16 protein-coding genes and 1 pseudogene are annotated in these 20,051 nt (G+C 57.2%); 14 read left to right on the top strand and 3 right to left on the bottom strand.

The annotated features are described in order from the left end of the window. On the top strand, positions 1–1,202 hold a 1,202-nt coding region (locus V7Q81_RS00350; protein ID WP_333839211.1), incomplete at its 5' end, for an acetate--CoA ligase. A 162-nt stretch (positions 1,203–1,364) separates the two neighbouring features. After that, complete coding sequence (gene ctaD / locus V7Q81_RS00355; protein ID WP_333839213.1) at positions 1,365–2,954, top strand: cytochrome c oxidase subunit I; 1,590 nt, start codon at positions 1,365–1,367, stop codon at positions 2,952–2,954. 1,206 nt (positions 2,955–4,160) lie between these two features. Here the strand turns inward: ctaD and V7Q81_RS00360 are convergent. The 3 genes from V7Q81_RS00360 to V7Q81_RS00370 form a co-directional block, all read right to left on the bottom strand. Beyond that, positions 4,161–5,174, bottom strand: coding sequence for a LysR family transcriptional regulator (locus V7Q81_RS00360; RefSeq protein ID WP_333839215.1), 1,014 nt, complete (start codon positions 5,172–5,174; stop codon positions 4,161–4,163). Between the two features lie 1,149 nt (positions 5,175–6,323). Continuing rightward, a complete protein-coding gene (locus V7Q81_RS00365) occupies positions 6,324–6,665 on the bottom strand; it encodes a P-II family nitrogen regulator (RefSeq protein ID WP_333839218.1) in 342 nt (113 codons plus the stop codon). A 27-nt stretch (positions 6,666–6,692) separates the two neighbouring features. Beyond that, on the bottom strand, positions 6,693–7,754 hold the full coding sequence (locus tag V7Q81_RS00370; protein WP_333839220.1) for a sodium-dependent bicarbonate transport family permease: 1,062 nt from the start codon (positions 7,752–7,754) through the stop codon (positions 6,693–6,695). A 300-nt stretch (positions 7,755–8,054) separates the two neighbouring features. Here V7Q81_RS00370 and V7Q81_RS16050 point away from each other — a divergent pair. From V7Q81_RS16050 to V7Q81_RS00430, 12 genes and pseudogenes are all read left to right on the top strand, one after another. Next, positions 8,055–8,897, top strand: a pseudogene (locus V7Q81_RS16050) (IS5/IS1182 family transposase). A gap of 369 nt (positions 8,898–9,266) precedes the next feature. After that, entirely contained in the window at positions 9,267–10,697 is a 1,431-nt protein-coding gene (locus tag V7Q81_RS00380; RefSeq protein ID WP_333839224.1) for a form I ribulose bisphosphate carboxylase large subunit, read from the top strand. Positions 10,698–10,750: 53 nt separating this feature from the next. Further along, positions 10,751–11,089, top strand: coding sequence for a ribulose bisphosphate carboxylase small subunit (locus V7Q81_RS00385; protein ID WP_333839225.1), 339 nt, complete (start codon positions 10,751–10,753; stop codon positions 11,087–11,089). A 45-nt stretch (positions 11,090–11,134) separates the two neighbouring features. Continuing rightward, the gene (locus V7Q81_RS00390) at positions 11,135–13,288 is read left to right on the top strand and encodes a CsoS2 family carboxysome shell protein (RefSeq protein WP_333839226.1); all 2,154 of its coding nucleotides are present in this window, start codon (positions 11,135–11,137) and stop codon (positions 13,286–13,288) included. A 99-nt stretch (positions 13,289–13,387) separates the two neighbouring features. Further along, positions 13,388–14,902 (top strand): carboxysome shell carbonic anhydrase, encoded by a 1,515-nt coding sequence (locus tag V7Q81_RS00395; protein WP_333839228.1) that lies wholly within the window; start codon positions 13,388–13,390, stop codon positions 14,900–14,902. Continuing rightward, positions 14,899–15,171 carry a carboxysome peptide A gene (locus tag V7Q81_RS00400; protein ID WP_333839230.1) on the top strand — a complete coding sequence of 91 codons (273 nt, stop codon included), beginning with the start codon at positions 14,899–14,901 and terminating at the stop codon, positions 15,169–15,171. The genes V7Q81_RS00395 and V7Q81_RS00400 overlap by 4 nt, the downstream gene beginning before the upstream one ends. A 2-nt stretch (positions 15,172–15,173) precedes the next feature. Continuing rightward, on the top strand, positions 15,174–15,434 hold the full coding sequence (locus V7Q81_RS00405) for a carboxysome peptide B (protein WP_333839231.1): 261 nt from the start codon (positions 15,174–15,176) through the stop codon (positions 15,432–15,434). A gap of 76 nt (positions 15,435–15,510) precedes the next feature. Beyond that, positions 15,511–15,852: a BMC domain-containing protein gene (locus V7Q81_RS00410; protein WP_333839232.1), complete on the top strand. Its 342-nt coding sequence runs from the start codon at positions 15,511–15,513 to the stop codon at positions 15,850–15,852. A gap of 94 nt (positions 15,853–15,946) precedes the next feature. Continuing rightward, the gene (locus V7Q81_RS00415) at positions 15,947–16,387 is read left to right on the top strand and encodes a ferritin-like domain-containing protein (protein WP_333839233.1); all 441 of its coding nucleotides are present in this window, start codon (positions 15,947–15,949) and stop codon (positions 16,385–16,387) included. An 80-nt stretch (positions 16,388–16,467) separates the two neighbouring features. Next, positions 16,468–16,749 carry a 4a-hydroxytetrahydrobiopterin dehydratase gene (locus tag V7Q81_RS00420; protein ID WP_333839235.1) on the top strand — a complete coding sequence of 94 codons (282 nt, stop codon included), beginning with the start codon at positions 16,468–16,470 and terminating at the stop codon, positions 16,747–16,749. Between the two features lie 753 nt (positions 16,750–17,502). After that, on the top strand, positions 17,503–18,480 hold the full coding sequence (locus V7Q81_RS00425) for a LysR family transcriptional regulator (RefSeq protein WP_333839237.1): 978 nt from the start codon (positions 17,503–17,505) through the stop codon (positions 18,478–18,480). A 27-nt stretch (positions 18,481–18,507) separates the two neighbouring features. Beyond that, positions 18,508–19,458, top strand: coding sequence for a Nudix family hydrolase (locus V7Q81_RS00430; protein WP_333839239.1), 951 nt, complete (start codon positions 18,508–18,510; stop codon positions 19,456–19,458). Positions 19,459–20,051 lie beyond the last annotated feature (593 nt).

Below are 20,051 nucleotides of genomic sequence, written 5' to 3' on the forward strand. Positions count from 1 at the left end.
GTGCAGAAGACCCCCTTTTTATCCTGTACACCTCAGGCTCCACGGGCAAACCCAAAGGGGTACTCCACACGACGGCCGGCTATCTCTTGCAGGTTTCACTCAGTCATTTTCTGGTCTTCGATTACCACGATGATGACATCTACTGGTGTACGGCTGACATCGGCTGGGTGACCGGCCACAGCTACATCGTCTATGGCCCCCTCGCCAACGGGGCGACCACTGTCCTGTTTGAAGGCGTTCCCACCTATCCGGATGTCTCGCGCTTCTGGCAAGTGGTGGACCGGCACTCGGTAAGCATCTTCTATACCGCCCCTACCGCGATTCGGACCTTGATCCGCTACGGGGAGGAGCCGGTGAAGAAGACGAGCCGCAAATCACTTCGACTCCTGGGCTCGGTCGGAGAACCGATCAACCCTGAGGTCTGGCGTTGGTACCACCGCGTGGTTGGGGAGGGTCGATGCCCGATCGTGGATACCTGGTGGCAAACCGAAACGGGCGGCATCATGATCGCTCCTCTTCCGGGCGCGGTGGCCACGAAACCGGGATCTGCCACACTACCCTTCTTTGGCGTGCAGCCGGTGATCGTTGGTGAAGATGGTAAAGAACTCACAGGAGAGTGCGAAGGGCACCTTTGTCTGCGCGATGCCGGTCCCGGCATGATGCGCACCGTGTTTGGGGATCATGAGCGGTTCGTCAACACCTATTTCAGCACATATCCGGGTCTTTACTTCACGGGCGACGGCGCACGTCGTGATCAGGACGGGTACTACTGGATCACTGGACGCATTGACGATGTGATCAACGTTTCCGGACATCGGCTCGGCACCGCCGAGATCGAAAGCGTACTCGTCGCTCATCCGAAGGTCGCTGAGGTAGGCGTCGTGGGCTTTCCCCATCCGCTCAAGGGGCAAGGAGTGTACGCCTTCGTCACCCTCAAATCCGGAGAGGAGCCAAGCGATGCCCTCCGCGACGAGCTTGACCGATGGGTGCGCCAGAAAATCGGCCCCATTGTGAGCCTTGATCACGTACAGTGGGCCGGCGCTCTGCCCAAAACGCGCTCGGGCAAAATCATGCGACGCATCCTTCGCTTGATTGCTGTAGGGCGGCACGACGACCTTGGTGATGTTTCAACACTTGCCGACCCAGACGTCGTACGAGAGCTCATACGCAACAGAAAACAGATCGTTGCGGAGATGGCTTAGAAGTTAGCACGTCGATATGGCAGCTCTTTGATTTCCACAGGGTTTATGAGGAAGTTAATGAAGCGAAGCGCGCGCTGCGAAAAAAAGCCTCGGGCAATGGATCTGTTCTCGATTGTCTTACGCAGCAGCTAGCGTCTTCGCGCTCGGAAAAGGAGACCGCACATGGCAGCCGCGCATGGACACGCTGAAACTCATGTCCACAGGCTCGAAAATCATCCGAGTGGCCTTCTGCGCTGGGTGATGACCACCAACCACAAGGATATCGGCACTCTATACCTCGTCTTCAGCAGCATTATGTTTCTGGTAGGGGGCATATTTGCGATGACCATCCGCGCTGAGCTGCTGCAGCCTGGGCTACAGGTGGTACGGCCGGAGCTATTCAACCAACTTACAAGCCTTCATGGTCTCATCATGATTTTCGGCGCTATCATGCCGGCTTTTGTTGGATTGGCGAACTGGCAGATTCCCATGATGATCGGGGCGCCGGACATGGCTTTCCCACGGCTCAACAACTGGTCCTTCTGGCTGCTGCCGCCGGCGGCGTTGCTTCTGCTGGCAGGGTTGTTTCTTCCTGGAGGAGCTACGGCGGGAGGCTGGACTTTGTATCCACCGCTGGCCATCCAAATGCCCTTGAGCGAGGACCTTGCAATCTTTGCCATTCATCTGATGGGGCTCTCCTCCGTTGTTGGGGCCATCAATATCATTACCACGGTGGTAAATATGCGCGCTCCTGGCATGACCCTGATGAAGATGCCCCTGTTCGTGTGGACCTGGCTGATTACCGCTTATTTGTTGATTGCGGTTATGCCGGTGCTCGCCGGGGCGGTGACCATGCTGCTCACCGACCGGCACTTCGACACCCACTTCTTCAACCCGGCCGGCGGTGGCGATCCGGTGCTGTTCCAGCACATTTTCTGGTTCTTCGGGCACCCGGAGGTGTACATCATGGCATTACCTGCTTTTGGGATCGTGTCCACAGTGGTGCCAGCGTTTTCTCGGAAGCCATTGTTCGGTTACACCTCTATGGTGTACGCGACGGCTTCCATCGCGGTGCTCTCTTTCTTGGTGTGGGCGCACCACATGTTCGCCGTGGGCATGCCGGTGGAGGCGCAGCTCTACTACATGTACGCCACCATGCTGATCGCTGTGCCCACGGGGGTGAAGGTGTTCAACTGGATCGCCACCATGTGGCGCGGCTCGCTCACCTTCGAGACGCCCATGCTCTTTGCTCTGGGTTTTATATTTCTTTTTACGATTGGGGGTTTGAGCGGTCTTGTGTTATCGATCATACCCGTGGATATTCAGCTTCATGACACTTACTATGTTGTGGCACACTTTCATTATGTCCTGGTGGCTGGCTCGCTGTTCGCCATTTTCGCTGCCATCTACTTCTGGCTGCCCAAGTGGACCGGGCGCATGTACGACGAGCGGCTCGGCAAGTGGCACTTCTGGCTGTCCATCATTTTCTTCAACGTGGCCTTTTTCCCGCAGCACTTCCTGGGCCTTGCGGGCATGCCGCGGCGCATTCCCGACTACGCCCTGCAGTTTACCGACTTCAACATGATGTCCTCCATCGGCGCTTTTGGCTTCGGGCTGTCGCAGGTGCTGTTCCTGTACATCGTGTTGAAGGCGATCAGGAGCGGTGAGAAGGCTCCCGAGAAGCCGTGGGAAGGGGCAGACAGCCTGGAGTGGACGGCACTGCCCACACCGGCGCCTTACCACAGCTTCGAGACGCCGCCGGTGATCAAGTGACCGCGTTTGCTTTCTATCAAGGCGAATGTTCAGCCCACGTCGCCTACAACCATTCAGCTTAAATGCGGCGCTACTTCGCGTCTTTGCATATACCTGCGCAGGCTTTGACGTAAGAGTTGGCGACTCGGCTAAGATAGCGGATAAAAGGACATTGTAGAAATAAAGTTGAAGTGATGTGCTGTTTGGCCAATAGGAATCTGGTTCACGGCTCTTCCGGAATGGTTTTTAGTAAGCGATTCGGTGATGAAAATGCACAGATACGTCAACTCATACTCTTTATTAAGCCTCGTGTGAGTTTCCGTCGGCGCCATGATAAGCAGAAGCGTTGACCTGGTTGTTGCGGCACGGGGTAAGGCGAGGAGGCACAAGCAGGCTTTATGGGGATTTAGAGAAGCGGTATCAGGGCGCCCCCCCAGACTACAGCACGCTAGGCCCGTGACAGAGCTTTCACCTGCTGCGACCCAGACCCGGAGCCGTGTCTTCGCTCCGTCCTTCTTGATGGCACCGAAGAGATCGTGGCCGCTTGTATTGTCATGAACATTACTGCACTGCGCTGGTCTGGCTCAATGGATGGGCTGTACGGACACGACGCAAGGTCCAGCTCCGAGCAATGCCCATCTGCCCGTATGTTTGCCCGCCCCCTGGGCATGAGCTTGGCCAGCCTGGCGGCCCTGCAATGCATCAACTTTTTTACCCACAAAGAAGTCCTGCGGGTTTGGTGAGCGAGCCGTTTGCCGCTCTGTACAATCTGCAGAAGCGGTCCCGGACGACGCTGGCGTTTTCCTGGCGTTGCTCAGCGTACCGCCGGTTTGATCATGCATTCTCATCATAACCTTTTCGAACTGACCTTGGCCAAGGCAGTTGCCCGAGCGGTTCGGCCCCTTTTTGGACAGCAAGCGACCACTGCATAGGCATGAGGGCGACATGAGTGACTCATTTAAGGGCACCGCAGTACGCTTCAGATGCGTTGAGACTGGGAAACGGGCACGTGTTCAGAAGACGCTTGCCTTTCATCGATATAAACATGGGCAAATCAGGACAAATCCGACAGTCGTCAGAAATATCGAGAAGGGGGCACTCGTGCGCGTTTTGGACCGAGCAGAACACCAAGGTCTACTCGTAAGAGCTTGTAAGATAAAAAGAATAGATGACAAGAGAGCTCATTAGGGTCCTGCAGCCCGCTTGCGACGCCAGGGGTACAAAACCCTAAGCACTTGCGCGGCTTGTTGCTTTCGCAGACCGGGAGCTCCGCAGGCGCTGAATCTTGGCGATTTCGCGCTCGAGGTTCTCGGCGATGCGAGATCCTTCCTGTTTGACGAAATCGAGGAAAGCCTGCACTACCAGCGAGGGCTTACGACCTTTAGGGTGCGCAAGGTACCAGTGCCGCTGGATGGGGAAACCTTGAACGTCTAGCACGGCGATTGGTCCGGAGGTGCCCTCCAGGGCGAGCGAATGCAGAGACAGCACGGAGATGCCGAGCCCTGCCACGATTGCCTGCTTGATGGCCTCGTTACTGGCAAGCTCCATGCGTCCCGCAGGCGGCTTGAGACCCTCGGATTCGAATAGACGTAACAAAGCATCCCGCGTGCCGGAGCCCGGCTCGCGCATGATGAACGGCTCCTGCAGCAGTCGTTTGAGCGGAATGTTCGGTATACCGACGAGGGGGTGGTTGCGGCTTGCCATGACCACGAGGGGATTCGGTACCAGAGGATAAGTTACGATGTCGAACCCTTGCGGCGGCTGGCCAAGGATGTAGAGATCGTCTTCGTAGTTGGCGATACGCTCCAGCAGCCGCTCACGATTGGTGACTTTGAGGGCGAAATCGATGCCAGGGTAGAGCCGACCGAACTGGCCGAGCAAATGCGGTGCGAGATACTTGGCAGAGGTAATAACCCCTAGCCTCAGATGCCCACACCTCACGCCTTTCAGGTCTGCGATCTTCATTTCGAGGTTGGCGAGCGCATGGAACACCTCTTGGCAAGCGGCGTACACTTCGCGGCCAGTATCTGTCAGCTGAATGCGAATACCGATTTGCTCCAACAACGGTAGTCCAACGGTATCGGTAAGTTTCTTGAGTTGCATGGACACAGTCGGCTGCGCCAGGAAAAGCTCCTCGGCTGCGCGCGTGAAGCTGCCGAGGCGCGCCACTGCTTCAAACACCTGCAGCTGGCGCAGCGTCGCGTGCCGAGCGAGCATTCCTACGATGTTAGCGCGCGCCATGTGCTAGATAGTTCGTCGTAGGTATCGCTCGGGGTAACACTGGAGTGTCATGACCCCGGGAACATTCGAGGTTGCAGGCATCTTCACTGATCCTAATACCCAAATCCTAAGACGGCGTGGCGCCACGTAAAAATAAATAATCATTATTACACTTATCAAGCAATCTCTATGGGATGGCCGCGCTCGGTGCCTAGCTTGGGGGGTTAATCGGTATACCGGTTGCCAGCACGCAAGCCAGAGAATTGAGGTGAGATGGCCCGCGAGCTACCGACTCGCCTCTGCGGCGCGTACGCAGGGGAGAGGTCGCACTGAGTATCAGCGTGCTACCGCGGACGAAGCGGATGCTTTCGGTCGTGAGCGCAGCCTCCCCGAAGCCATCGTCTCGTCCGTTGACGTGAAACTCGGGGGCTTTCCCGAAAAATGCCGCGCCGCGCCGACCGTCCCTCGAGAGTGCCCAATTGCTTCGGGGATTGAATGAGCAAAAGACCACCCACCGGCGCCAATATCAGCGCCGCAGACTCACGGAGAAGGGATACCAGGAGAGACTGCGTAGATTGCAGCACAAGAGAAAAGAGGTGCGGCGTCATCACCAAAAAAGTTTGACTTTGGAGCCGTGCCCTGAATCCACGCCGGATTCACGCCAAACTTGCTTTATCTATTTGATGATACGGTAGGATTGAGTGCCTACTCTTGGGCACCCTAACGAGGCTTCCGCCGGCTCGTTACCCGGCATGCAGTAGGTAGCAGCTGCAGGTCCGGCACCACGGCGCATGCCATCCCCCTGACCAGCAGTAGCGGCTAGCCAGGGCGGCGTGCGTTTCTCCGGGCCACTTGGCCAGCCTTACGCCAGAGCGCCGCTCAAAGCACTGCCACGACGTCCCTGAAGGGTAAACTTTTTATTGACGACGAGCATTTCTCCGACACAGGGTGTCGAAGAGCGATCTTTGATCGTGTTCTTGGGGTCTTCCGTGAGGATCGGATCAGAGGCGTTTTTTGACCCGGCTTGTTTTCCCCACCATAAGCTGTACACAGCAAGGGAGGGTATTTCATGATGCTGGGCAATGTTGTCCACATCCTCCGAAAGACACTTTTTACAAAAATTGCAGGCACTCGACCCTGGGGCCGGGGGGCAACGGAGTAAAGTTCCAGCTAGCGTGCGGTAGAGGTACCGTAAGGCTTGCGCGGAAGGATAGCGATGTCTGAGACGATGGCCTTAAGTCGGTGGCCGCGACGCATCATGTCGTCGAGGTCCTCGAGTAACTTGAGGAGCCGCGCCTCTGAGAGGATGATGTAAATCAGAATGTTAGAATCAACGTCGAACATGCCCGTTTGGATACCGGAAGCCCCGGCGCCACTCGCCTCCACAATTGTATAGCCGCCTACGCCACGCCCGCGCGCTGCCTCGATAATCATCTTCTCGAGCTCTCGGGCAGCGATAATGGTCAGCAGTTTCTTATATTCCAGCGGCCTTTTATATTCGATGGGCTTCATGGTTCGGTCTCACAGTGCCGTAATAGCTTAACTCCCTGCCACCAGCGTGGCAATGTGGTGATAGAGCGGGATTCCGAAAACAACGTTGAACGGAAAAGTGACGCCAAGCGAAAGCGTGAGGTAAAGCGAAGGGTTGGCTTCGGGTACGGCCAAGCGCATGGCGGGGGGCACGGCAATGTAAGAAGCGCTTGCTGCAAGCACCGCCACGAGCGTGGTACCGCCCACGCCAAAGCCGAGCGCGAAGTGACCGACTCCGACGCCGATGAGCGCGCTGCCCAAGGGCATGAGGATGCCAAACGCTCCGAGCACTAGCCCGACGCGGCTGAACTCTTCGATGCGGCGTGCTGCCTCTAGACCCATCTCTAGGAGGAATAAGCACAGGACGCCCATGAATATGTCATTCATAAACGGCTTGATCGCCTCAAGCCCTTTGGGCGCGGCAATGGCGCCGATCACCATAGAGCCAATCAACAGCACAACGCTGCCATTAGTGAAAGCCTCGTGTAGGATATGACCGAGATGATTAGAGCCATTTTGTGTCCCCTTGGCGGCGTCGGCATCAGACGTGTAATAACTAGGGTCGTTATCTGCTGCTGCCCTGTCTACGGCGAGTGTATATGCCATCTGCATCTTCCTACGCGTCCAAGCAGCGAGAAGTAGCCCGATTACGATAGCGGGTGATTCCATCACAGCGAGCATAATGACCGGGTAGCTCTCGTACTCTATCTTCGCGCTCTGAAGATACGCTATCGCTGTCAGGAAAGTGCCAGCGCTCACTGATCCATAATGCGCAGCAATGGCGGCCGCATTCAGCGCATCAACCTTGCGCGATGCGACCAAAATCGCATAACCGACGATCGGCAGGCCAACGCCTAGCACGATAGCCCAAAAGACTGCGTTAATAGCCGTCAGCACATCGGCTTTGCCGAGTTCATAGCCGCCATGGATGCCGATCGCTACCAGCAGATAAATGGAGAGCATTTTCGCGAGATCGGGAGGAAAGCGAAGATCCGAGCGCATCAGGCGAGCGATGAAGCCGAGCGCAAAAAACATTACCGCGGGAATCAACAGGTTGGACAGGGCAGACATGATCGGAGCCTGCGGTCTGGATGAAACATTTTTTTAAGTTAAGTGTTTTTGCTCAAACGATGAAATAGATATTCGCAATGCAGTCGATTTACGTGGCTCTATGTCACTTAGCAAAAGAACAATCTTTGGGCAAAAGCATCATGCTGACCGGATGGTCTGACGAACGAAGCCTCCTTGGATAAAAGAGCGTCAGTTCCAAGCCCTAGGCTTCAGACGGGTTGGCAGGATGTTAAAAAATCCCCCGAATGATCCACGCGCCGCGCTGTCATAGCGGTCAACGCCGTTTGAGGGAGGAGAAGAATGCACGGTCAGGTTGATTCCCAAGGTGCCTTGTTCAATGACTTCTCGGTCGAGGAGCAGATTGCGGCTAATTACCCCTTGCGCTGGGTGAAGGTGCAAGCCGATGCGGTGCTGGATGAGATGAGCGCGCAGTTCGATGCGCTGTATGCGACGCTGGGGCCTTTCCTCCATTGCGCCGCAGCGGCTCTCAAGGCAACGCTCCTGATTGCCTTTTACTCGGTGCACTCGGACCGGCTGTTTTGCGAGATGCCGGACGATAACCTGCTTTTTTCGCTGGTAGCAGGAGAAGGCTAAGAAGCCGCTTTCTGATGAACACTTCACGGTGGACGGCACGCTCATTGAGTCCTGGGCATCTTTCAAGCGCCTGAAGCGCAAGGAAGGCATGCTCCCGAAGTCTGGGCCTGATGGGGACTGGCATGGTGGACTTCCGCGGCGAGAAGAGATCGAGCGCCACATACCCATCTAGCCCAGCCCACGAAGCCAAGCTCAGCTTCGGCCCGCACGCGCCCATGGGAGAACCGCAGCGAACTTCCTGGTGGAAATCGCAATCATCGATGCGAGTCTCCCGGAATAGGGCTACTTCCACAAAGGGCTCGTTGCGCTGCTCAGAAGCGGTAGTATTTCCCCGCACTTTGCAAGAATTCGAGGGCCGAGCCGCCCAGGGGCTGGACTGACGCACCACACGGCATCAGCGCTACGCCACCAGCCAAAGAAAGCGAAAGAGGATCGAGGAGGTCTCCGGCGGGATGAAGACCGTGAGTGGCTTGAGTAGAGAGCCGCTTCGTCGGCATCGCCAAAACCCAGCTTGCCGTCTATAACCTGCTGCGCATAGCCTGGGTGTAACCGAGCACCGGATAAGTTTGCCCGGAATGCGCGAATCGAGCACAAATCAGTCATGAACGAGCACAAGAAGCTCGCAGCGACGACCATTTCCGCAGCGCCGCGCTCGACGAGACACCGAAATGGCTGCTTCATAAGCCATTCTTCAGCGGACTGTTAGAGTCTATAAGTTACATTTGAAATATCTATTTCCTTTTGATGGATTCGGCCGCTACCTTTTGCGTAGAAGGACGTTCGCTCGGATTCGAGCAGCTGCGAGGCAGGGGATCTCGCGAGCGATCGCACTGGCTAGTGCGACGCGCCACATTGCAGATTCCAGCGTACGTCAGCGGCGCAGAGCGAGCAGCAGTCAATTCCTATCAGGAGATGATCATGGCAGAGAAAACCTATCAAGCAGGCGTCAAAGAGTACCGCAAAGCGTATTGGACACCAGACTATGTCCCGCTCGACACGGATCTGCTGGCCTGCTTCAAGGTTGTCGCCCAGCCTGGCGTGCCGCCGGAGGAAGCTGCCGCGGCGGTCGCGGCCGAATCCTCGACCGGTACCTGGACAACGGTGTGGACGGATCTCCTCACCGATCTCGACTACTATAAGGGCCGTGCTTATCGGATCGAACCGGTGCCGGGCGACCCGAGTGCGTTCTATGCTTTTGTCGCCTACCCCATCGACCTGTTTGAGGAAGGCTCGGTAGTAAACGTGCTGACCTCGCTGGTCGGCAACGTGTTCGGTTTCAAGGCGATCCGCAGCCTTCGCCTTGAGGATGTCCGTTTCCCGATCGCCTACGTGAAGACTTGCGGCGGCCCGCCGAACGGTATTCAGGTCGAACGCGACCGATTAAACAAATACGGAAGGCCGCTCCTCGGCTGCACAATCAAGCCGAAACTAGGGCTGTCGGCTAAAAACTACGGCCGTGCGGTGTACGAGTGTCTGCGCGGCGGATTGGACTTCACCAAGGACGACGAAAACATCAACAGCCAGCCGTTCATGCGCTGGAACCACCGATTCGAGTTCGTGATGGAAGCGGTGCAAAAAGCCGAGGCTGAGACAGGAGAGCGCAAAGGACACTATCTGAACGTAACCGCGCCGACGCCAGAAGAGATGTACAAGCGCGCCGAGTTCGCCAAGTCTTTGGGCGCGCCCATCATCATGCACGACTTTTTAACTGGCGGTTTCACCGCCAACACGGGTCTCGCCAACTGGTGCCGCCAAAACGGCATGCTGCTGCACATTCACCGCGCCATGCATGCAGTGATCGACCGCAACCCATACCACGGCATCCACTTCCGCGTGCTCGCCAAGTGCCTGAGGTTATCCGGTGGCGATCACCTGCACGCGGGCACTGTGGTCGGTAAGCTCGAGGGCGATCGCCAAGCTACACTTGGCTGGATTGATATCATGCGCGAGTCGTTCATCCCTGAAGATCGCAGCCGTGGCATTTTCTTCGACCAGGACTGGGGCTCTATGCCAGGTGTCCTGCCGGTGGCTTCAGGCGGTATCCATGTCTGGCACATGCCAGCGCTGGTTGCGATTTTCGGCGACGATGCTTGTTTCCAGTTCGGCGGTGGCACACTCGGTCATCCCTGGGGCAACGCCGCAGGTGCGCATGCCAACCGCGTGGCCCTCGAAGCTTGCGTGGAGGCACGTAACCAGGGACGCGCCGTCGAGCGTGAGGGCAAGGAGATTCTCACCGAAGCTGCACAGCACAGCCCCGAGCTGAAAATCGCCATGGAGACTTGGAAAGAAATCAAGTTCGAGTTCGATGTCGTGGATAAGCTCGACGTGCAGAAGCGAGCGGCCGCCTGAATGAGGGCTGGTGCCGCAGGCGGCTATTATCAAGCGATTTGGGAGATACCGATATGCCAGAGATTCAACCGTACAAGCCGACCGAGCGCCGGGGTGAGACCTTCTCGTACCTGCCGCCTATGACGCCTGAGAAGGTGCGTAAGCAGATCGCGTACCTGGTGAGCCAGGGCTGGAACCCGGCGATCGAGCATACTGAACCAGAAAAAGCGTTTTCGCACTATTGGTATCTGTGGAAGCTGCCGTTCTTCGGTGAAACCTCGGTTGAAAAAATCATGGCCGAACTCGAGGCTTGCCACCGCGCTAATCCAGGACATCTGGTCCGGCTGATCGGCTATGACAACTACGCCCAGAGTCAGGGGACCGCATTCATTGTCTATCGCGGCGGTCGCTGAAATAGGGTCTGGTCTAATTTAAGCCGAGAGCTAAAAGGGGAAGCCATGCAGCAAGCGATCACGATGGCAGTCGAGACGGCCCACGATCTTACCGGTCGTGCTGCCTCTCGCGCGCGGCGTGCAGCACTGTCGCAAGGCAAGAGCGCACTACCGCCGCCAACTGAGCGCACGCGCATCGGCGAGCGCACAGCGGCGGTTTTACCAGCGGCCACGGCGCTTCCTGCGCAGCCGCTGTCCGTGCCGCAGCCAGTATCGTACAGCGAGCCGTCGATCGCTGCGACAAACTTCAACATGGGTCTAACGGGACGCGCGCTGTCTATGGCGCGCCGTCGCAGTTTAAGCCAAGGCAAGCAGGCACTGAAGCAATGGCAGAGTGCTGCAGGGCAGGGTGCATCTTCGGCCCTTACCGGCATGACTCCAGTTCAAGAGAGCCTCCCCAATGCAGGATCCGTCTCCTGCAATGACGGTTCTTGTCGAGAAGCAGCCCGTGCGCTGCGTGCAGAACGCGCGAAGAATGGTCGCGGCGATTCACCGCCCGCGCGCCCGTGCGGGCGCGTGCGTCCAAAGCAGTTGCTTGTGTATCCACCGAAGGTCGCGGATTCGCTGACATATGAGCGCCAAAAAGTAACGGGTTTGCGTATCGGACGCGGAGCCAACGTCACAGGCGACGAGCCAGGCGCCACATTGCCCGTCACTGGAACACAGTACATCGGGCTCGAGGGCGGTTACATGCCGCGTCTCGGTGGCATAAAGGTGGGCGCGGCCCGCACCGCGGGAGGGCAAGTGGTTACTGGGACCCAGGTGCGTAGCCAGGTGCAGATCACCGGTGACGAATCGAACCCGGCGCTGCGGATCACCGGCGAGGCCGATCAAGAACTGGCCGATGACCTGACGCCGCGTCCGGAACAAGGGGTTCATACCGAGACCCAATTCCAGCGCATGCATAACCCGCATGGTCATTCGGTGTTCGGTACAAACCTTGGCCGTTCGCTCAAGACGGCTGGGTCGCGTACACGCGAGCAGCCGCGTCGTGCCGCCATGGAGGTCACCGAAGGAGGCAGAATCATTACTGGCACTGCTCTTGGTCGCAGCCAGCGCGTCACCGGCGACGAACCGGGTGCGTGCCGCCGGATCACCGGTGATCAGTATCTGACGCCGGCGGCGAAACAGCCGTTGTGCGCAACACCGGTTCAAGGTGCGCCTAAGGTCGGTATAAGTTACACGCTTTCCGGCACCCGCGTGAGCGGCACCCAGATCGGCCAGCGGCTGAACATACCCGGAGCCATTACCGGGATAGCCGAAGAAGGCACGTGTGTCGCCGTGTCCGGTGACGAATACATCGGCGCTGAACAATACAAAGGACTGTGCGGTGCCATACCTCCACAGGCGAGCGGTGAGAAAGTCAAAGTTGCCGAGACGTGGCACAGGCAGCGCATCACTGGTGTAGAGGTCGAGCATAACCCAAAAGTAACTGGTGATGAGCCAGGAGCGTGCGCGCCGATCACAGGTACGCCGTATGTCGGGCCAGAGCAATACGAAACGTACTGCGGCGATGACGCCGTGCAGAAGGCTACAAGTCGTGTAGCACCGCAATACGCACGAGGCACACGTGTCACTGGTGACACGCCGCTGCATGTGGAACGCGTCACTGGTACGCACCGTGGTGCTGAGCGCGTTATTACCGGAACGCCATATTACCGCGCAGATATCGAAGAGGATTTTAAGTTAAACGTACTTGAGCGTATCAACCGACGCTTCAGCGTGCGCTCGCCGCAGCGCGAAGCGCAACTCCGTGCCAGCACCGAGGTGGTGCAGGCCCCAAGTGCCGAGGTGCGTATCACTGGATCATTTGCCGTGGGCGAAGGCAAAATCACCGGAAACCAAGAGTTTCATTTTATCCCGCGTGCGAAAGGCGAACGCGCAGCGCGCACGCGTGTCACGGGCGAGGGCCGCGTGGAAGGGCCGCCGATCACCGGTAGCGCTTGGACGGAGAACCCCAAGGTTACGGGCACTGAGGATTACATCGCTGCGGAGCGCAACCCGAGTGAGCGGGCGGGCGGGATTCATGCCTTCGCCAGTGCAGGGCTCTTCAAGGGCAAAGGCCGCCACGATGAACCGCGACAGATCGTTACCGGCATGGTCGGCTGGTCGGCTAAATCGGCGGCCAAGGTTACGCTATCGGGCGGCGCGCAGGGCTGAACAACGGGATAAAAAATGGCCATACACGTGGGCACTATAGACGTCACTAGGAGAACACATCACGGTACCGTGCATTGTTTTGCGCGCGGCTATGGCGCCATGCCAGCGGCTGTGCTCGACCCGTACGAACGGCTATTCGGAAAGACCCCACAGGCGCCGCGCGGCGCAGCGGGTACCGGCAGTCATCCGCTATACGATGCACGCCATAACGCCAAGCTCCTTGAACGCGAAGCTGAAATCACGCATACATTTAGCGCGATCGAGCCAGTGCTGCGTGAGGTTGCAGCCATGCAATGGCAGGACGGCTTCGCCGAGCGCGCGCAAGCCATAGTGCGCGAGCGACTAGGTGTCACGCTACCCGTGCATCGGTTGCGCGCGAGCTGGATAGCGCCACTCAATATGCGGGCAATTTATGCAGACTGTGTGTTCGGCGCTTTCCTGCGACTAACCGAACGCGAGTTTGACCGTAACCTCGCTACACTGGAGGAAGGTGAGCCTGTCGAAGAACTGATACGTCGATGGGGCTTCCACGCGATCGATATCAGTCCATGCGCTGATGGGCGCTTAAGCGGTGTAGTCGACTATATTTTGCGCATACCGCCTGCGGTAGTCGCGTATCGCAAATCCTACGCCGGTGCGATGTTCGATGTGGAAGAAAGCATGCGCCATTGGGTAGAGGTCGAGTTGCGCAGACACCGTGAAGGAGTGCCGAACCGGGCAGATGAACCAACGCGTTACCTTAAGATCAGTGTGTACCATACCAGTAGCTCGAACTCGGAAGAAGGGTGTGCAGCGCATGGAAGCGACGAGCGCAAGGCAGCCGCAGCGCTGCTCGAACGCCTGAACGCGTTCGCTAGCGCTATTGAGAATGCGCATTGCTGCGGCGCTTCCGTAGCGACGTTGCTTATCGGCGTTGATACCGATACGGACGCCATTCGGTTGCATGTGCCGGACGCACGGGGCGCGTTAAGTCTGGAGCGCTGCGTCGACTGTCTTGCACTATTCGAAGCAACCAGTAGGCTCACGCGGGAAAATGCTAAGGAAGCGATTCGCCTCGCCGTGGCTGAAGCCGCCGGGGTTGAGCTTGACGACCCTGCGACCGAAGGCATGCGATGGTTTTGTGGTTATCTACTTAAAAACAACATGGCACAGATTGAGTACGTGCGGACTTATCACAACGGACGCTACGCTGAGCTAGGGCATACCGAACGATTCATCACTGTCGGCGACGCGTTCGACGACCTGCAGATGCGGAATCTGGCGTACCAAGCGCAGATGGAGACGATCGAGGAGGGTGCCGTTGACATTGACGTTGGGATCAAGATCTTCAAGAAGGTAAACATGGCGCGTGATCTACCGATTCCGGTGTTTGTACACTTCCGCTACGACGGGAAGGTTCCAGGATCTCGTGAGCGCGCGGTACAGCGCTGTCGGAGGATGGCGCAGGCAATCCAGACGCGCTATTCGGAGCTGGTCAATGAGGGCTGGTTGTACATCTATGCAACGATCAAAGACAGCACTCCAGGTAGCCGGCTCGAACCCATCGACAAGCTCGAGTCTGCATCGAGTAGGCGATGCGCCTGCAGTAGCAATATATCGGAGCGCGGAACATGAAGATTTGTCAGGTAGAAAAAACGCTGGTAGCGACTGCGCGCATCGGCCAGCTCGGAAACCGGCGATTACTAGTAGTGAAAGAACGTGGTGGCAGCAAACAGGTCGCAGTAGATCCAGTCGGTTGCAAACCAGGTGACTGGGTGATTGTGGTCGGTAGCTCTGCGGCACGGACCGCCGCTGGCAGCAACGACTACCCGAGTGACCTGACAATCGTCGGCATTATTGATTACTGGGAAGAAGACGGAAAAAAGGAAGAGGTAAAGAGGTAATTATGCAGATTCATCGCGTCGTGCGCGACCTTGTGACGACGAAGCGTACCTTTTGGTTAGCAGCGAAATCCTTGCGCGTGGTCGAGGACGATAAGGGCAATCTCGAAGTAGCTCTTGACCCGATCGGCTGCAAGCCAGGTGATTTTGTAATTACGATTGGAGTCTCAGCAGCACGTATCGCTGCTGGCAATCCGATGATCACCACCGATCTCACGATCGGCGGAATTATCGATCACTGGAGCGAGGAGGAGTGGCGTTCGTAATATTGAGCAAAAAATCGATGGACGGAAAAATTTATTCTTAGGCGTTAACGACTTTCTCAATATCAGGAGATAAGACATGGCAAGCGAGAAGATGGGTGTTGCGTTGGGCATGATTGAAACGCGTGGGCTGGTTCCGGCAATCGAAGCGGCAGACGCCATGACGAAGGCTTCCGAGGTTCGCCTCATCGGCCGGCAGTTCGTGGGTGGTGGTTATGTTACCGTGATGGTTCGTGGTGAGACTGGTGCCGTCAACGCAGCGGTGCGTGCTGGAGCAGATGCTTGCGAGCGCGTGGGTGACGGACTAGCGGCGGCGCACATCATTGCCCGCCCACATGCAGAGGTCGAGCAGATCTTGCCGGTTAGACCGAGCGACGTCGGTGGCGGCCGAGACAGCGATATCACTAAGACCCAAAGCTGATGCCATGATGCAATGGTTGCTCCACAATTTAGTGATCTAATAGTTGTTCAGAGATAATAGACTCACCAGTGCGCGTTGTGATCATTCGTCATTCATGAGGGCTCATCCTCTCGTCATCGGCTTTTTGCAGCGAGCCGTAAACCATGAGTTCAACGCTGTGCAGCAGTACACGCTGCAAGCGGTACGGGCCGAGACTTTGGGGTTGAACCGGCTCGCAGCCGAACTTCGCGCAGGGTGCTTGGAGGAGATCCAGCACGCCGAGGTGCTCATCGGCCGCTTGTATGCGCTAGGCGCCACCCCACGGGTAGGACAGCCACGCGCTCCGCAAGTCGGACGCACGCGTGCCGAGATGCTGCGTTTTGGACTCGCTACCGAAGGCGATGCTATTCGTCTGTATGAGGAGGCTTGCACGTTCTGCAAACGAATCGGCGATGAGGAGCACAGAGCCCTGTTCGCACGCATCCTGGCTGACGAGATGCGCCATTATAAGGAGCTAGAGCGCGCGATTAGCGCGCTTGAGTTCGAAAACGCGTGACAGTCTCCTGAAGATTGTGCATCCACGAGCGCGATGGTGCGTGCAAACTGTCACATACAAAGAGAAAGTGGAGGCAAGAGATGCCAGAAGATGCGGAAATTCCGTCTGGATGGGAGTATCGGGGACGCCCAGCGTACTTGTTCCGCCGTTTCCAATTCAGTGGTTACCGCGAGACGCGTGTGTTCCTAGATCGCCTAGCTGCACTTTCTGAGGAGATTGGCTACTACCCGGATATCAGCTTCGGTACGACCTACGCCAATGTTACGGTGCATGCTCGCGACGGGGAAGCGATCGGCTCCGAAGACATTACTTTTGCTCGACGTGTGAGCGAGCTGGCGCAATTGGGCAAGACGGATGGGTGAGAACGCCAATTCTTCTGCGGTGAACACGAATCGTGTCCGAGTATGAGCGCAAGGGTCTAGGCAGTGATTGACCGAGATACCAAAATCGACGAACCCACGCGGGCGATAAACCTCGCCGCGGGACTGACGGGTCCAGATACGTGTGCTGCCTGCTCAAAAGAATCTGCAAAGCACTGCCATTATCACGCACTGTTGCGCCAATCACCCAGACGGTTCATTTAACGAATGTTGCTGATCTCGCCTACGGAGTTGTGGGCGAGTACGCGTAGCAAGGAGACCGTCGCGAAAGCTTGTGCTTTAACCCGTGCCTCGGGAAATGCATCGTGCTGGATGAGTTTTGTCCCCCATAATGCGGTGTCTCCCTGGTTATGGTGGCATTACCCGATGGGCTTTTCTGCTCGTTCTGCAAGTAGGCTTTTTGCTGCATTTATCCAGCGGCCTACCTAGACACTGGGGAAATGCGACGTGCGTGAGATAGGGATCTGCGGCCGCTACTCCCCGTATAGGATCGGTGCCGCCATTGAGGAGGTGCTGAGCTTATGAAAAAACAGGGCATAGCCAGCAAACGAGCTGAGGGCGTGCGCCAAAGCAAGCGCTCCCAGTTAGCCGCTGAGCTGGACCGTGAGCACGGATTAGCCGTCGCGTTTCCAATCGCACGTTTTGCACGACAGTCAGATCAGTCCCCGCCCGCGAGCCTTGATCAACCCTGGGTAAACCTGCACCCGGAACGGATCTGGCCCGATTGATGTGATTATGAAGAATACTACGCTGCGACAATTGACAGTATTTGAGGTGGTCGCGCGCTGCAGGAGTTTTACACGGGCGGCACAGTCGCTCGGCGTTACTAAAGCCGCGGTTTCGATCCAGATAAAACAACTCGAGGAAAACCTCGGAGTAGCGCTGTTCGAACAGTTAGGCAAGCGCATCTATTTGACCGAGGCAGGCCGCGATCTTTTCCACTATTGTCGCCGCATCGGAGAGCAGTTGAGCGAGGCGGAGACCGTGCTCGAGAGACATCGAGGATCGCAAGGCGGGCAGCTTCACCTTTGCATCGGTCGGACAGCCAAGTACTTCGTGCCGCGACTGCTAGCCGTTTTCTGCAAGCGCTGGGGCGGCTTCCGTGTCAACCTGAGCGTAGCGAGCCGGGAGATGTTACTCAGCCGACTCGCTGACAATACTTGCGACATGGCGATCATGGGTCAACCACCGGCGGAATCAGACTGCGTGAGCGAGGTCTTTCTGGAAGACCCGCTTGTGGTCATCGCGCCTGGGAACCATCCGCTCGTAGTGGAGCATTCAATACCCTTATCAAGATTGTCGCAAGAGCCGTTTCTGATGCGTGAACAGAGCTCTCAGACGCATCAAGTGATCGAACGCTTCCTAGCACAGCAGGGGGTTTCGCTATCGGTTTCCATGGTGATAGACAGCAACGAAGCGATCAAGCAAGCAGTACGGGCTGGTTTGGGATTGGCGATTGTCCCGCTACATAGCGTCTCGCTCGAAGTAGAAGCAGGGTATCTTACTGTCTTGGACGTAGAGTCAATGCCATTGCCTCGCTCTTGGCACTTAGTTCATCGCTCCGGTAAGCGTTTCTCGCAGGTCGCTGAAGCATTCAAGGATTTTGTTTTGCGGGAGGCCAGGCATTGTTTAGCGCACTATCCAGCCCAGCAGGACAAGTCAGAGAAGGAAAACCAGCGCGTGGATGTCTTGCGTCACGGGCAGGCTGGATAGGATAGCTACCGATCGCTTCAAGTAGAAGTGAGCATCGTGTCCAAGCACCGACCGGTGGTAGACGTAGCGGTGGCTGTCATCCAGCGCGCGGATGGTCGTGTGCTACTCGCTGAACGGCCGCATGGCAAAGTTTCGGCCGGCTACTGGGAGTTTCCCGGGGGTAAATTTAATGCTGGAGAAAACCCCGAACAGGCGCTCGCTAGAGAATTGCAAGAAGAGCTCGACATAAAGCTCGACCGCGCACATCCGTGGTTAACCTACGAGCACGAATATCCCGACAAGCGTGTGCGTCTGCACTTCTTTCGCGTTACCGCTTGGCACGGAACCCCCCGTGGCCGCGAGGGGCAGCGGATATCGTGGGAAGATCCAGAAATCCCGGAGGTGGCTCCCCTATTACCGGCCAACGCGTTGATGTTGAGGGCGCTTCGTCTGCCGCGCCTCTACGCGATCACGAATGCGCAAAAGTACGGCGTAGTCGGATTTTTGGAGCGTCTTGAGCGTGCGCTCGAACGAGGCGTGCGCCTGATACTGGTGCGCGAGCGCAAGTTTGCGCCTGGACAGCTCACGCAGTTCGCGCGCCGCGTTATCGCGATGGCGCACCGTTACGACGCCAAGGTCTTGGTCTACGGTGACGAGACGTTGGCTCGCCAGGTCGTGTCTGACGGCGTGCATCTGACCGCGAGCCAATTACCTGGCCTTATCGAGCGCCCGCGCGATCTGCTATGCGCTGCTTCTTGCCACAATGCCACAGAGCTTGCATGGGCATCGGCGCTCAGTGTCGATTTCGTGGTGTTGTCGCCGGTGCTTCCCACGAAAAGCCATCCGGGCGAACCGGGTATAGGCTGGGATAAGTTTGCCGAGCTGGTGCGCGGCTATCCGCTGCCGGTTTATGCCCTGGGCGGCATGCGTCTCGAGCTGCTTGACACTGCCATGCGCCACGGCGCACATGGAATCGCTATGCAGAGCGAAATCTGGTAATCCTGAGCTGCATGGAAGGGATGACCACACATGCGTGTGCAAAAAGCGAGGCAGCAGTTGCGCTTGCTAGCACTTTATTTTGAGACTCTTCTAGTAGCACGGCGCAAAATGTTTCACCCCGCAACTACGCGACACTCTGTGGCTTGGCACGCGTATAGCCATTGTAGAAAGAGGAAAGTGGATTGAGAGCTGATTTGTAAAAATTATCAACGACAAGAAGGTGCTCATTGGGATATCGAGCAAATGGCATGCTCCATTGAGTTAGAAACGAGGAAACCCACATGTCTCCAGACGAAAGCGTTTCTGTGCATAAACCGCAGTTTCCTTCAGCTCCCGGCCAGGCTAACAAGGCTCCGACGGTCGAAGACGCTTTGGCTGCGGCGGTGGAACTGAAGCCTCTAGTTGGTACCGTACGACGTCTTGCGCGGCAACGTCGTACTGCCCTTGCCCGGTTGGGAAAAATGGCATTGCCGCCTGAAGAGCAGTAGATTCATGGCATATGTTACCGATTATCTTGACTTTTAAATCGCCGCCGCGGAAGCGGCACAGCGCTCTCGAGCCGTGAAAGACCACGGGCATAGGCATGGCCGGAC

The sequence above is a fragment of the Pelomicrobium sp. genome, assembly GCF_036803785.1.
Lineage (GTDB): Bacteria > Pseudomonadota > Gammaproteobacteria > Burkholderiales > UBA6910 > Pelomicrobium.

Coding starts and splice junctions, on each gene's coding strand:
- V7Q81_RS00370 (WP_333839220.1), bottom strand. CDS start 7,754: ATGTCTGCCCTGTCCAACCTGTTGATTCCCGCGGTAATGTTTTTTGCG.
- V7Q81_RS00360 (WP_333839215.1), bottom strand. CDS start 5,174: ATGGCGCGCGCTAACATCGTAGGAATGCTCGCTCGGCACGCGACGCTG.
- V7Q81_RS00385 (WP_333839225.1), top strand. CDS start 10,751: ATGCCAGAGATTCAACCGTACAAGCCGACCGAGCGCCGGGGTGAGACC.
- V7Q81_RS00415 (WP_333839233.1), top strand. CDS start 15,947: ATGAGGGCTCATCCTCTCGTCATCGGCTTTTTGCAGCGAGCCGTAAAC.
- V7Q81_RS00410 (WP_333839232.1), top strand. CDS start 15,511: ATGGCAAGCGAGAAGATGGGTGTTGCGTTGGGCATGATTGAAACGCGT.
- V7Q81_RS00425 (WP_333839237.1), top strand. CDS start 17,503: ATGAAGAATACTACGCTGCGACAATTGACAGTATTTGAGGTGGTCGCG.
- V7Q81_RS00365 (WP_333839218.1), bottom strand. CDS start 6,665: ATGAAGCCCATCGAATATAAAAGGCCGCTGGAATATAAGAAACTGCTG.
- V7Q81_RS00405 (WP_333839231.1), top strand. CDS start 15,174: ATGCAGATTCATCGCGTCGTGCGCGACCTTGTGACGACGAAGCGTACC.
- V7Q81_RS00395 (WP_333839228.1), top strand. CDS start 13,388: ATGCCAGCGGCTGTGCTCGACCCGTACGAACGGCTATTCGGAAAGACC.
- V7Q81_RS00390 (WP_333839226.1), top strand. CDS start 11,135: ATGCAGCAAGCGATCACGATGGCAGTCGAGACGGCCCACGATCTTACC.
- V7Q81_RS00420 (WP_333839235.1), top strand. CDS start 16,468: ATGCCAGAAGATGCGGAAATTCCGTCTGGATGGGAGTATCGGGGACGC.
- V7Q81_RS00380 (WP_333839224.1), top strand. CDS start 9,267: ATGGCAGAGAAAACCTATCAAGCAGGCGTCAAAGAGTACCGCAAAGCG.
- V7Q81_RS00400 (WP_333839230.1), top strand. CDS start 14,899: ATGAAGATTTGTCAGGTAGAAAAAACGCTGGTAGCGACTGCGCGCATC.
- ctaD (WP_333839213.1), top strand. CDS start 1,365: ATGGCAGCCGCGCATGGACACGCTGAAACTCATGTCCACAGGCTCGAA.